10 protein-coding genes are annotated in these 13940 nt (G+C 37.7%); all 10 read right to left on the bottom strand.

Features of this window, described 5'->3' with window-relative positions; genetic code table 11:
- Window positions 1–3: 3 nt before the first annotated feature.
- The 10 genes from ARA78_RS10900 to ARA78_RS10855 all read right to left on the bottom strand — a co-directional run bounded on the left by ARA78_RS10900 (window position 4) and on the right by ARA78_RS10855 (window position 13933).
- Window positions 4–2457: an ATP-binding protein gene (locus tag ARA78_RS10900; RefSeq protein ID WP_055280524.1), complete on the bottom strand. Its 2454-nt coding sequence runs from the start codon at window positions 2455–2457 to the stop codon at window positions 4–6.
- A gap of 13 nt (window positions 2458–2470) precedes the next feature.
- Complete coding sequence (locus tag ARA78_RS10895) at window positions 2471–3379, bottom strand: hypothetical protein (protein ID WP_055280523.1); 909 nt, start codon at window positions 3377–3379, stop codon at window positions 2471–2473.
- Window positions 3376–3690 (bottom strand): hypothetical protein, encoded by a 315-nt coding sequence (locus ARA78_RS10890; RefSeq protein WP_055280522.1) that lies wholly within the window; start codon window positions 3688–3690, stop codon window positions 3376–3378. The genes ARA78_RS10895 and ARA78_RS10890 overlap by 4 nt, the downstream gene beginning before the upstream one ends.
- 34 nt (window positions 3691–3724) lie before the next feature.
- A complete protein-coding gene (locus ARA78_RS10885; protein ID WP_055280521.1) occupies window positions 3725–4993 on the bottom strand; it encodes a hypothetical protein in 1269 nt (422 codons plus the stop codon).
- Window positions 4965–7004, bottom strand: a complete 2040-nt coding sequence (locus ARA78_RS10880) for a hypothetical protein (RefSeq protein WP_207641800.1) — start codon at window positions 7002–7004, stop codon at window positions 4965–4967. Before ARA78_RS10880 ends, ARA78_RS10885 begins: the two co-directional genes overlap by 29 nt.
- Before the next feature lie 269 nt (window positions 7005–7273).
- Window positions 7274–8785, bottom strand: coding sequence for a hypothetical protein (locus tag ARA78_RS10875; RefSeq protein ID WP_055280519.1), 1512 nt, complete (start codon window positions 8783–8785; stop codon window positions 7274–7276).
- A 39-nt stretch (window positions 8786–8824) separates the two neighbouring features.
- Entirely contained in the window at window positions 8825–9694 is an 870-nt protein-coding gene (locus ARA78_RS10870; RefSeq protein WP_055280518.1) for a hypothetical protein, read from the bottom strand.
- Between the two features lie 8 nt (window positions 9695–9702).
- Window positions 9703–10209: a hypothetical protein gene (locus ARA78_RS10865; protein WP_055280517.1), complete on the bottom strand. Its 507-nt coding sequence runs from the start codon at window positions 10207–10209 to the stop codon at window positions 9703–9705.
- 20 nt (window positions 10210–10229) lie between these two features.
- Window positions 10230–11897: an Hsp70 family protein gene (locus tag ARA78_RS10860; RefSeq protein ID WP_055280516.1), complete on the bottom strand. Its 1668-nt coding sequence runs from the start codon at window positions 11895–11897 to the stop codon at window positions 10230–10232.
- Between the two features lie 419 nt (window positions 11898–12316).
- Window positions 12317–13933: a hypothetical protein gene (locus tag ARA78_RS10855; protein ID WP_055280515.1), complete on the bottom strand. Its 1617-nt coding sequence runs from the start codon at window positions 13931–13933 to the stop codon at window positions 12317–12319.
- Window positions 13934–13940 lie beyond the last annotated feature (7 nt).

Below are 13940 nucleotides of genomic sequence, written 5' to 3'. Positions count from 1 at the left end.
CTATCAATCCTGTTGATCATCCAAAGGAGCTCGCCTTTGCATCATTCGTTTTGTCATAAGTTTTGCACACTGGAACAGTTGCTCTTCATCCTTGTTCCCCTTTATCATCTCTGAAATAAGGTTGTCAATCTTTTTATCAGCATTTCCTGTTCCTGCCACATTAGTATCAATACAGTTTTCACATCTGCTGCATACATTTCTCGCAACAAAATCTGCCTCATTTCGGATATGAATATCGCAGCCTTGTGTACAGGCACATTCAGCAAACGGCAATATATATGCATCCTGCATTTTTTCTCTTACAAATTCGTCACTTATATCACTTGAAATCTTATAATTCTGTCGTATGTCATCCATCTGTACCAATATAGGCTTTGGCAATCGCTCACAGGAAATGTAAAACTGCCCAACTTTCAGCTTTGAAATTCCGTTATAAACATTTTCTGATAAATTTAAATTGTTTTTCAAGAACATTCTCTCTTCGTACGATTCCAGATGCATGACTACTTTTATATTGGAATTATTGACAAAACTCTCTAATATAGCCAGTGACTGATCCGCAAATATCATTCCTGTTCCATACACTCTGTTTACCTTCACCATATCCAGCAAATAGTCTTCTAATGTATCGACCGAACTCACCTCACCAATACCCGTCCGGGAATGTGTCTGGGCTCCAAGCAGGACATGGGCCTCGTCAACAAGTATGAGATTCTTAAGTCTGCTGTCTTTAACCTGTTTCTGGCGAATATATAGTTTGATCTGCAATAACAACATAGACATAAACAACGTCTTCTGTTCCTGGTTATCTATCGCATCCAGTTCAATCAATGTACAGCCAGTCAGCATTTTATCTAAATCCACCGTCTTGTCTGTATCAAACAAGTATGGATTGTTATTGATAAGATTCTGTAATCTATATACTCCACCGCTGTTCAGATTCTGCTTGGATTCATAATCATACGAAGACCTCTTTATCTCTTCTTTAAATTCACAAATAAACTCATGAAGTCCAAAGTGCCTTACCCCAGCACAATCTCTGGTACTGTCATTACGCCACCCGTATTTTGCATAACAATTTCTGACAGATTCTGAAAATATGACATCAAGCGGTGTCGTCATAGAGAATGCAACCTGAAAAGAGGATAACAGACTCGGCAGAAACTGTTCAAGAGTGACTCCTTCCGGTGGCAGAAACGGATTAAACATAATTGGTGAAATTTTAGTATTTCCCGGCGTATAAATATTCATATCAGGAATAACATCAACCAATTCCCTGTATTCCGTCTTTGTTGGCTCTATTATAAGAAATGGTATCTTTTTCTTTTGGCATTCAATCAGTATATTGAATAATAGCGTCGTCTTTCCTGCCCCCGACATACCAGCTATTGTCATGTGTTTTGTTATCTGTGGCAATGGTATATATATCGACTGATTCTTCCTGTCTTCTGTTCCGATTTTTATACCTTCTCCATCGAGAAATTCCTCTGGTATCTTTATGTCATTTACTTTTCTTTGACCGTCTTCACTCTCCTGACTGTCTGCGCTAAATATACAATCCAGCATATCCGCAGTCATCAGATAATCCAGCCTGTTAAACCCCTGCGGGATAACTATATTAAAATTAGACCTGTAATGTGCAGCTGCCGTTGCATATCCCGGCAGCATCTGTCCTCCATCCAGCAGATAATCTCTCTTATAAATCAGTTCATCAGGCACTCTCTGTATCCCATAACCTTTACCTCTGAAAACGTATGCGATTTGGTCAGAGGTCTCATCGTCACCCCAAAAACTCAGGCATGTGAAGAAAATATTCTTCATCGCCATTGATTTATAAAGCTGATACATATTTATCGCATACCCGATTTCATCTGAATTTGTGAATGTTTTCTGTATCCAGTCTAAAATCTCTTCAATTCTATGATTTTCAATCTCTAATATACGTGTGGTAGTAAATTGAATACTAAGTCCTGCATTTTGACTTGATTTTATAATTGACATTAAATACATAAAATCAACCGGTTCAACGCGGATATATCCACCTGGAATATAACACAGCCTGAAATCTTTTGATTTGTCCCCAGGAACACACAGATACAGTCTTCTTCTACTGTTAAGTCTTTCTATCAGTTTTTTTGTATCTTCAGGTTTCTTCAGTGAAATTTTATAGTTTTCGTATGTTAGTCTATCGATCAGCAGATTTACAAAGCTCTCAAAAGTATTTCTGAGTTCTCCCAGGTTGAAGCTATTCTCTCTAACCAGTAAACTACAGACTTCTTTACCATCACTGTCCGTTTCAAATATCATTTCATACGAGCATCCCGATCTGCCAAATTCTTTTAGAAACTCTGACAGCTGTTCATTCGTCACAGCATCAACAATTTCTGAAATATCCAGCACTGTAGCAAACATCCAGCTTTTATCAGGCATTTTCTCACTATAAAATTCCACTTTCATTCATCAAACCCTCTCACTTAAATTTTTTAGTTCCACGATATCTGACCCTCGGCTTATTCAAAGTATCCCGTTCTTTGAAGGAATCAATTTTTTCTTTTTCGCTGTAACCACAGACTTTCTGTATAGGTTTTCCTTCAACAAAACTGTACTGATCTTTGGTCCTTAGAAACTCCAGCGCATCATCAAACATCGAAAGTTCCGGATCGTCAAATGCATCAATTCCCGTCTGCTTTTTAAAACTTTCTTTAAAACTCTGTTCTAATTCCGCTAAATCCGATTCTTCAAAATACTTTAATAAACGTACTGTCTCGTTTCGTTCTCTTGCTATACACTGTCTCACTGCGTGTTCGAAAGTCCTATCCTTCACTCCCTTTTTCTCTTCCATTTTCTGGGAAATGTACTGCAATACCTGTTTTTGGAACCGTCTTGCATCAAGCTCAATCAACTGTGCTTCGTACAATGTGTGACTGATATCAAGTAGTGGCTCATCTTCATCATCGGATGGACTACAATACATTACAATATTCATCATAATTTTATTTCTTGTTTTTTCATCGACAATATTTTTTTCCGGATGATCAACAACATAATGCTGCCATGCATGCCTTCCCTCATGTGCTATTGTCCCAAGTGCCTTGGCAATGCTGAAATTGGAAATTGTACCAGCAACCATACCTTTGCCTATAAGGAATCTTGGATTAATATTAATACTTTTTCCATCAAAATATCCCATAGTTCCTGGTGATTTTCTATATTCTTCTTCAGATATAACATTTATTTTAAGCGCATCTCTCTGCTCTGATTCAGCCATCACATTCTCAAACCTCTGCAATATTTCAAGGCGTTTGTCTGGCGGCAGATTATCCCATCCTGATACATCTATTTCCTGTATGAATGCATCTAATTTACTTCCATTCGTCATTTCCTAATATCATCCTTTTCAAATTGTAATATTGCGTCCATATAAATATCTATATCCTTTGTAAGTGCATTCATAAAGCACAGTGCCTGAAATTCAGAGCATGACAGTTCATCTGCTACATCTGAAACAGTAGACTCGTTTAATACGAATTTTGATACATCCATGCCCTCTGCCCAGTCGATTATTGTATCTCTGATTTCTGGATTATAACAAGTTAATATATTTGCTGTTGTAATTGCTGAATCCAAAATACTGTATTTTTCATCCAGAATCAGCTTATTCTGGATTTTGCTAAAAACCTCATCATTCACGTTTTGTAAACCCTCCTGTTACACATTTTACAAATTATTTTGAACCACATCTTGGACAGCAAAAGCTTCCAACAGGAATTAGAGCACCACATTTGCTGCACCAGGAAGCTCCCGGCTGGCTTCCCTGATAAGCAGATGACGAACTACTCATTCCATCTGTTGTCTGTCCATCATAAGGAGATACTCTGCTGCCATTATCGCTTCCATAACTTGGAGATGTGTAGCTGCCACTGTTTCCTAAGCCGCCATAATTAGTGTACGGTGAGCCGCCATTATTTCTTGAATCCCCGTAGTTTGGGAATGCCGAGCTACCATAATTAGGATACGATGAGCCACCATTAGTCCTTGGATCTCCATAGTTTGGAAATGCCGAGCTGCCGCTGTTTACTGAGCCGCCATAATTAGTGTACGGTGAGCCGCCATTATTTCTCGGAGCTCCATAGCCTCTATCTCCATCCTCTCTACTGTCTTTTTTGCGGGAAGATTCCTTAATAGACTTTATATTCTTCTTCATCTTCCTCATCATTTCTTCCATCTCTGCAATTCTTGCCTGCATATCATCGCAGAACTTTTTGCTGTTCTCATCAGCCATTGCAGAATGCTGTATAACCGACTGTGCAACGTTTGACTGTGCTTCTGCTGCAGCTTTCGCCATCTGGACATTTGCGCTTGCATGAATAGCTTCTTTTTCGTTTATAAACGAATACTTCTTTACCGCAGCATCAATTGCCAGGACCTGGCTCAACAGTTCATCCAGCCTGTCCATATATTTGTTTTCAAGGTCTATATCTGCCTGATGCTTTTTCTCCTCCAACGAGGCAACCATGTTGTCATGCGATGCCTTATACATGTTTTCAGACTTTTTAATCTCAACATCAGCTGATGCATATATAGAAGCCTTTTGTACATCATTATCATTCAGATGTGAATTGTATTTTAACTTCTCTCTCAGTTCCTCTATCTGCTTATCCTTTGTTTTAAGCTCATATTCCATATCCGATCTGTGTCTGTCACGCTCATATTCCATTTCGGATTTGTATTTATCCCGCTCATACTCCATCTTCAGGATAGTCATCCTGTATTCATTATCCCGCTCCTCTACCTGCATTGCGCGGATAAAGTCTGCATTTTTTCTTTTTTCCATTCTGGCATCTGCTCTGCTTTGAAGTTCTTCCATCAGATCATTCTCTTCTTTTGTGAGAATATTTTTTAAATGAGCTGCATTATATTCAAGGTTTGCTGTAGCATTTCCCTTATTAATCATATGTCTCAGCTCATCCTCCGCATCCAGATTTTTCAGCATACGATTTATATGCTGCCTTCTTTTCAGCCAGTTCCAGATCGCTCTCTGAAATTTTGCGCATAATGCTGTTTATAACCCGCTCGTTTTCTGTAGCTGCCTGCTCCAGCTCATGTTCAAGCGCCGACTGCTCACGGGTGAACTTCTTTTGCGTATTCCACTTCATTTCTTCCATCTGAATGGCACTGCTAAGCTGGTCGTGCTGATTTCTGTTGTCTGCCTCCCATTTTGTCCGGAGTTCCTTTGCACGATTTTCAATTTCCTGCTGATTAAGATAATGTAATTCCTGTTTTTCCTCTTTGTTCTGACGGATATTCTGAACGTTCGCATCATGAACCGCTGATGATATCTCTGACTGATATCCATAATCCTGCATCTTTGAATTATGTGCTGCACCTGCAAGTTCAGACTGATACTGATATCCCTTCAGTTTCTGGCTATGCTGCCACTCATTTTTCGACTCAGCATCCTCTCTTGCCCAGGATTCATACTTAAGCTTCTGCTGTCTTTCAATATCATCCTTCGCATTGACAACATTGTTCTGTATGTACATATTGTCAATGGTATTCTGCGCTCTGCCATGATTATTTCTGGTTATGGCAGCTTCGGTGTTTACCGCCTGGGTATCAAGATCTATTTTCGTCTTGTTTTCAATCGCAGATTTGTCCACCTTCATCTGCTGATCAAATGAGTACAAATCTTTATTTATATTCTCAACGGACTTGTGTTCTTGAGCACGTCCCAGCGTCATGAGTGCCGGTGACTCCATGCGCTCTTTCTCATGCATAGTGAACATTTCTACCGCAAGTCCATATCTCTCAAAGAATATCGAAAGTGCCTTTTCTGCATTATTTCTCATATACTGGTGATATACAGTCAGATCTCTGATGTCTGCATCAACATCATTTATCATCTGCTGAAGAATATCCCCAAGCACTTCCCCTGCTGCCTGCTTTACAAGATCAGTAGCATATTTCTTTATCGCCTGCTCGTCAGCACCCCTTTTAATCCAATACTGAACCTCGGAAATCTGGCTAAAGAGCTCCTTGTTGTTGATTCTGAACTTAATTGTTCCGCCATACTTAACATCTGCAGACAAGGTAATATCATTCTTCATATGAATCGGAACAATCGGAGACTCCCAGTCAAATAAAGTTTCTATATGCCTGTCTATCATTTCGGCTGTTTCAACATGTGCCTTGTTCTGCTCTTTTTCCTTTATGCGTTCTTCATCTTCCTCAAAGCGCACAAAATCCAAAGAGAACAGACTTATTTTCAAACCAATTTCATTAAGCAGTCTGTCTATTTCCGGCTGTGCTAGACCCTTAAAATACGAACTATTCTGATCAAGTACCGTAAATGCAAAGCCATTAGTATATACTGCTGATTTCAGCACCTGTTCCACTACATCTGCACAGATCGACTTAACCTTCTCATACAGTTTTGAATTGTTACCATCCTCTGCCTGCGTCACTATAAGCTTATCTGCTGAAGCATTTTCGTATCCTACAAATTCAACAAAACGCTTTGCATCACTAACTGAAACTGTAATTCCACCGCCAAAGCTGAGTGAACCAGCAAGTTCGCCGTTTGGATATGAAACCGGCTGCTTTATAACTACCCATTTCATTTGCTTGTCTATATTTTTACGGACATAAAATATCTGTACCGAAACCTGAGCATTCTTCTCAAGCGTTGCATACTCAAGCTGTTCTGTAATAGTTCTTATAGTATCCGATAATAAATATTTACCCGTTCCGGCTGGCGATGAACATATTCCGTCGCGCAGTATCAACGCACTGTACCCTTCCGGAACAACAACATGACTGGCAAATGGGAAATATGTCATAGGATGTTTCCATATGACATCTGTGTTATTATCCGGAACTGTTATAACTGTTGCAGCTCCGCTTTCAGATGCATTCTTGACACCCTTTAATTTTTCAACATTAAACGTGAAATTACAAATAGGGCACGTATGGGTAATCTCATTGTATTTCACTCTCTGATTCATATGACATGAGGGACATGTAAGCTCTATATCAGAAACATTATGCTGTGAAAGTGAATATCCACACGCCGGACAGTTCTGATCAGATCCTACTCTCGTGTCATGTATTACAGTATTTCCGCAATGTCTACATACCACAGTTTCATACGAATCATTCTTTGGATTTATTTTTTTTGAACAGCCAGGACATGTAAATTCCTGTTTTAAAAATCCATATTTTCCTTTTACTATTGTACCGCAGTCTGGGCACTTCATTATGACTTCTTTACTCATCATACCCCTCCATAAATCTCATCTGTTTCTAATTTTCTTAAAGTATCTGCAAAGACATCCTTCTCATGTCTTATCTGATCATTCGTTTGTTTTCTCACAGTTTCAAGAGCTGTTCTGAGAGTTCTTACCATCTCATAGCCATTATTGTTGTCATTGTTTTCATATATCTTTTGCAGATTCGAATCCTTTACCAATTCAAGTAACGGTTTTATCTGATCCGCCAGCTGCAACTGTTTCTTTTCCAGATTTTCATGCTGAATCTGGGAATTTCTGATAACACGCTCCAGATCCGCTTTCAGAATATAGAACTCAATCCTGGCATTCTCCATTCGCTTTTTCTGATTATCTATATCCTGACACTTATCTTCCTGCTCCTTCTTTATTTCAGCATACCGGCTCTTATACAGCTCACGCATCTCACTGCTATTGGATATCTTATCCTTTTCTTCTTCACATTGTTTTTTTAAAACATCTATTTCGTTAGAGAGCTTTCTAGATTCCGTTTCATATTTTTCAGCATTGTTTTTTGCTTCGGCATGATCCTTTAAAATTCTGTCATATTCCGCCTGAGCTCTGTCCTGTTCCACCTCCCAGTAATTCTGGTCGGCCAGTACTTTCCGAACAGCATCATCCAGACTCATCTTTTTGTCTTTTATGATCTCTATCTGCTTTATAGCGTCATTTTTCTGTAGTTCAAGAGCTTCTATGTCTTTTCCTATCTGTTCTTTCTCTGCACTCAGATTCTTCGACTCTTCCTGTAAGCCCGTCTTTGTCTTCTCCGCCTCAAATATCTTCTGCCTGTAATTATCACGCTCTAATTGGGCGCTCTCCATGGCCTTTTCCTTATTTTCAATTTCCAGCTGTACTTCACGGTTCTTCATAACAGCCTCATCATATGCACTGCATAGATTCAAATACTCCTGATTCAGTTTACCACGCGTTTCTTCGCACGTCTTTATCTGATCTTCAACATTTGGTATCTGAATCGAAGTGTAGTTATCTATCTCCTGCTGCATCGTATCGACTCTGGCAAGCATATCCTCGTACTTTGATTTCATTTCCTCTAACTGCCTACTTTGAAACTCTATAGAGTGCAACTCTTCTTTTTTCTTTTCCAGATCATTTTTTCTGCTTTCCAGTTCCTGCTGTTTCTCTTCTGCTTCCTTTATCTGCTTATCCAGAATAACTGCCTGTGCCTCAACTTCGCTCAAAGCATCTATTGCCTTTCGTTCAATAACAGTCATGCTGTTCTCGCTAAACAAATCCTTATTGTTGTTATAAATACGCCCCATTGAGATAGACATTTTGCACAGGTTCCTGATAAATCTGTTATCATCCTCGACTCTGATATCCTCGACTTTACTTACCCCCTGAATATTTGCGTTCTTGAAACTTCTACCTGCAGCATTAAACATATCAACAACCAGTCCCAGCAGATCCTCCATTGTAAATTCATTTTCACTTTTTTCCTGATTTGCTTCTACAGCCTGTATAACTGTACCAAAATTCATATTTTAATCTCCTGTATCATCCAGTTCTTATTTTCAACTCTACTCTATCCTGTGCCGCATAATTTTATGCATATACTCCGGATCCTGGAAAATCTGGAATAGATCATTTTGGTCACTCACTTTTAATTTAAATAGAGTTGACTTGCCATCTTCTACCAGTCTTTTGTATAATAATCTTGAAACCACATCTATCGCACTGTTATCGTATGTTTCCGAAGAACTCAGCAATGCACGCTGTATCATCCGGTTTATCTGTTCTACGCTAAATGCCTGCCACGTCTCACAGTCCACATTGACCGTCTGTAGTTTCATTAATAGAGATTCAAAATTACCGCTGTTTTTTATCCTTTTTACAATCTCTGTTGAAAGAACAATCTCCGGAAAGAAAGGCAGTGGACCTGTATAATTTTCATCTACTACAATAAGAAAAAGTATTCTGGAGTTGTTTGCCTTATTCTTTTGGAGTATTCCATTTATCTTTAAATTATCATCCACTGATATGATATCGCTGTAACTCCTAATATAAAATACAAATGCACAAGACTCTGATATTGAAGTAAGCGATGCCATATTCTCCAGAAACACCTTCTTGGGATGTTCATATACATACATTGATCTTTGCGAATTTGTCCGCATTCTCTCCTTTTTGTATGCTGGCACATCTGCAGTTTTTTTAAAAAAACTCTTTTTGGTCTTTTCACAATACAGCCTGAGTTCATAATAATTCTCGCAGTTTAAGCGTACCATTTCATTATTAGTTTTAGGCTTATTAAAATAATAAATGTTCTGGAAGTTTTCATTTTGCAGTTTTAAATGAACGTATTGCTCAAAATCAAGTTTTAGCAAATGATTTGAGAAATATATATCTTCCGTATCGGCAAAAACAAAGCGAATATCTACACTCCCCATTATCCATTCTAACCTTTCAAATTGATTTCTTCTGAATCTGAATATGTCTGTTCATTTCCAACTCGGATCGCTATTCTAAGTCCTGGCTTTAAAACGCATCCCACTCTCCAGAGTCCTGATGTTCCTGGTGCAACAACTTTTGCCACTTCTTCATGGCTGTAACCATTCGCATATTTTATAACAACATTAAGTGTTAATTCCTCACCTGCTGTCTGTCTGGCATATTCAGTATTTCCCCAGACAACATGTCCAAAATCAAGTTCGCCCATATTCTGAACAATAGGAATGTCCTGTCTTGATCTCTCAACAAGTTCACCATCGACATCTTTCCAATAATAACTTCTCAGTTCTGCAGATACACTGCTCAGCATTATACGGCGCTTATTGCTTGCCATTGCAGTAAATTTCTTCTGCAGTTCATCAGTCATGTCACCTACTACTGCAACAACCTTTTCACCACATACCGGGCACACAGTCATCTGATTGAGTTCATTTCCACACACTAAACATTTCATATTATCCTTATCCTCCTCTTTTATCTCGTTATCTTCTCAAATACATCTTCAAACTTGCCTATCTCTTCAACAGTATCACTTTCAGCAAATTCTCCCTGTACACAGTCATACTCGCGTATATGAATCTTCAAAATATCAGATTCACCAAATGACACGCCAAAACAGCATGTCTTTAAATCGTTCTTTACAAGGTTTGCCAGTTTCTCTTTAAACTTCTTTTTTGCTTTAAAACGGATTGCCTCTCCATTGCCCCTTCCATAATCAATAACAAACTCTTCAGCCCAATTGCTTGCCAGACACAGCACTTTATTATCACCATTATCATCTGTTATGTAATATGGCTGATTCATCTCTATCTCCTCAAGATAATGAATCATATACTCTGTTTTCAGCTGACCATTGATCGCCGACCTGATGCCTATAGAATACGGAGCAGTCTTACACGTTTCAAATACTCCCGATGCGATCAGTGCTGCGCCATAGGATATTGCGCGCTCTCTATCCTGTTCGTTATGTATGATACCTTTTTCCCTGTCATCACTGTCTGAAAAACCAAATTTCTCATGCATCTGCTCACGCACAAGATAAAAGTTTCCAAAACCACCAACTAAGGCTATTTTCAAATTGCCATCTTTTATCTTGGACACGTCAATACCATGGTCTTTCTTTGCCCACTGTATCATTTCATCCATTTTCTCATCAAAAACAGGTCGTATCACATTGTTATATGTTCTTACCAGATCAGCATAGCTTATCTCAAAATCTTCACCACCACATTGAACTGTTTCTTCAAGGACACAGTCCTCCAAGGAATCCAGATCATCTATACCCATCATCTCAAATGTATCTTCGATCTCTCCTGCTTTATGCCCCTGCTTTAAAATCTTCTCTAGCTCATTTACTCCGGCATAAAATGTGGAAGTACCTATAAGTTTTTCAGCCTCTTCTTCCGGAAGTTCCTTGCGTATTAAATCTGCGAGCAGTGTTTCCATATATACAATTCCGGCGTTGCCTATGTGCTTATCTGTATTCTCCCCAGCACCATTGCTTTCAAGCATCTTTATCTCATACGCAGAGTTCCTGCCTTTTCTTATCTCTGTAAGGCTCAGGTCAAGCGTTCCGCCGCCATAATCAATGATCAGTATCGCTCCATCAAACGGTTGTCCTGTGGCCTTCTGAAAATTATAAGCGAAGTAAGCACTTGCAAGTACCGGTTCACTTACTATTTTCACATTCTGGACTGTATCTATAGAATTACATATATCGCGAACCATCGCCCTGCCACTGAGCGTTTCAAAATTGTGAAACCAGACATCCGGAGCTCCCACAACAAGCTGCTCTACTGTATTCTCTCCAAAAGTTTTCTCGGCCTCAAAAACAACTTCATTCAAGAATGTCTCAGCTGCCCACTTTGGAGTGAATGTATCATCATACTGTCTGTATTCCACAAGCGATTTGTCCGACTCCATCATCAGCATCTTAAAAGCCTTAAACGATCTAAAGCCATTTTTCCCAGTTCTCGCCTTGGCCACAAATCCTGTTGATGTTTTGTTATTATTCGAATTTACTGCCACAACAGACGGGATGGCAACTCCATCACCAGTGTCATACGCTTCAAGTACCTCATGATCCGTCCTGTATCTTGAAACCGTTGTATATGTACTTCCAAAATCTATTCCTAAGTTCATTTCAAGTCCTCCAGCATGATTGTTAATAATTATAAAATCATTATAAAATTATACAATACATCCAGTTTTTTCTCCATATAATAATTAAATTTATTTGATTTTATATAATCCTGCCCACGCAACGTAATTTTTTGACCGATTTTTCTTTTCTTATTTTATCCTTCATCCAATATCTGCCCTGCAAACTTTTGAAATAGTTGGATATTCTAAGTATTGACCAGTTCGATGTTCAGGCTATCATTGATGTTGAAACCTGGATAAATAGCCTTCCAAGAAAGCTTCTGGGATACAAAACCTCAGATGAACTATTCGAAGAAGAACTAGATAAAATCTATCATGTGGATGCTGCATAGCCAGTGTCCAACTTATTATTGCAATTTAGAAAGAATATCTTTTCATCCAAAATTATTGCATTTTTTTCAATTATCAAACATATCAAAAAATAGTTTCCCAAAAATTGTAATTATTGCTATACTCTCGAAAAATACTATCATCGTCATTGTAATGCTATCTTGATATTTTTCCTCTTCAGTCATATTCATATAATAATTCAATAATATAAAAGCGACTCCTTGCGCATAATATCCTCCCATTTTTAACCATGCAAAATACGGCAAAAATGGAGAACCATATACAATTTCAACCGTCACAAAAGCAGCCAATTGCAAAAGCCAATACGCAACTCCAATTAGAATTTTTTTACAATTATTAGAGAACTTAAAAAACACAATTGAGCTAAGAATTATCCCAAGTATCCATAATAATATAAATAGCCACTTATATTTCAATTCAACTGTCCTATAATATTTAGTATACGATATAAGCATCATTATTAGCAAACCTACAACTTCACTAATCGTTATTACTATTCTAATCCGTTGCGATATATTTTTATTACAATGTATTTTCTTAACATACCTAGCATTGTCACTGTTTTTTTCGGATCTTAATTTTGTTCTTTTATTTTTCTTTTTTTCAATATTATCTATTTCCGCCTTTTCCTCTAAACTTGTTGTTACAGCTGTGAGTTCCTTTTTCTCTATTTTATCTACTTTCTTCTTTTTTCCATTTTTCCCCTTGACTTGCGATTGCGCTACATTTTTAATTTCTTCTTTACCCTCATTTTTAGCATTTTTCTCTGAAACAACAGTATCTGTTATTATTTTTTTATCAGCCTGCCGTTTGATCAGAATCCTCATATCATTTCTTACATCTTCTACAGTAACTTCACCTATAAACTTTTTATCAAGTCTTAACTTATCTAACTCAGATTGAATAAAATCATCTGATACACTTCCTTCTTCCTTTTCTTTAAAATAAGCTCGATTTACAACTATTTTATAATCTATGCTTTTCTTAAATTCGCTTACAGATAACTCTTTACTTTGTAGTTCTCCTTTATTATCCCGAGGTGTTTTACCAACATCTCTTTTACTATCATTTTTCTCTGAAACCACGGAATCTGTTGTCATCTTTTTATCTGCCTGTCGTTTGGTTAGATTCCGAATATCATTTCTGACATCTTCTACAGTAATTTTACCTATACACTTTTTGTCAATTATTAACTTATCTAACTCAGATTGAATAAAATCATCTGATACATTTCCTTCTTCCTTTTCTTTAAAATAAGCTCGGTTTACAACTATTTTATAATCTATGCTTTTCTTAAATTCGCTTACAGATAACTCTTTACTTTGTAGCTCTCCTTTATTATCCCGGGTTGCTTTACCAACTTCTCTTTTACTATCATTTATATTTGATTCTTGTTTTCTCTCAGTTTTACATATTTCTTTATTCAGTCTCGCATTTTCTGTTTTTATATTTTCTAGATACTTTTCCAATTCTAAATTCTTTTTTCTTGATTCACATAAAGGACATGTCTTATAAAGTTTTCTGTCGTATTTCATCCCACACGTAGAACACACCGTTTCTTTACTACTTGTCTGCGTTCTCGTATATTTTTTTCTGTCTTCCATTCCAACAGAGGAAACTGTTGGATAGATAGTTATTTCACTCGCATCCACTATTATTCTCATCCTCTCC

The organism is Coprococcus eutactus (assembly GCF_001404675.1).
Taxonomy (GTDB): Bacteria; Bacillota; Clostridia; order Lachnospirales; family Lachnospiraceae; genus Coprococcus; species Coprococcus aceti.
Note: the sequence above shows the minus strand (reverse complement) of the source record. Positions and strands in the feature narration are given on the sequence as shown.

Coding starts and splice junctions, on each gene's coding strand:
- ARA78_RS10900 (WP_055280524.1), bottom strand. CDS start 2,457: ATGAAAGTGGAATTTTATAGTGAGAAAATGCCTGATAAAAGCTGGATG.
- ARA78_RS10895 (WP_055280523.1), bottom strand. CDS start 3,379: ATGACGAATGGAAGTAAATTAGATGCATTCATACAGGAAATAGATGTA.
- ARA78_RS10875 (WP_055280519.1), bottom strand. CDS start 8,785: ATGAATTTTGGTACAGTTATACAGGCTGTAGAAGCAAATCAGGAAAAA.
- ARA78_RS10870 (WP_055280518.1), bottom strand. CDS start 9,694: ATGGGGAGTGTAGATATTCGCTTTGTTTTTGCCGATACGGAAGATATA.
- ARA78_RS10885 (WP_055280521.1), bottom strand. CDS start 4,993: ATGCTGAAAAATCTGGATGCGGAGGATGAGCTGAGACATATGATTAAT.
- ARA78_RS10865 (WP_055280517.1), bottom strand. CDS start 10,209: ATGAAATGTTTAGTGTGTGGAAATGAACTCAATCAGATGACTGTGTGC.
- ARA78_RS10880 (WP_207641800.1), bottom strand. CDS start 7,004: ATGAATCAGAGAGTGAAATACAATGAGATTACCCATACGTGCCCTATT.
- ARA78_RS10860 (WP_055280516.1), bottom strand. CDS start 11,897: ATGAACTTAGGAATAGATTTTGGAAGTACATATACAACGGTTTCAAGA.
- ARA78_RS10855 (WP_055280515.1), bottom strand. CDS start 13,933: ATGAGAATAATAGTGGATGCGAGTGAAATAACTATCTATCCAACAGTT.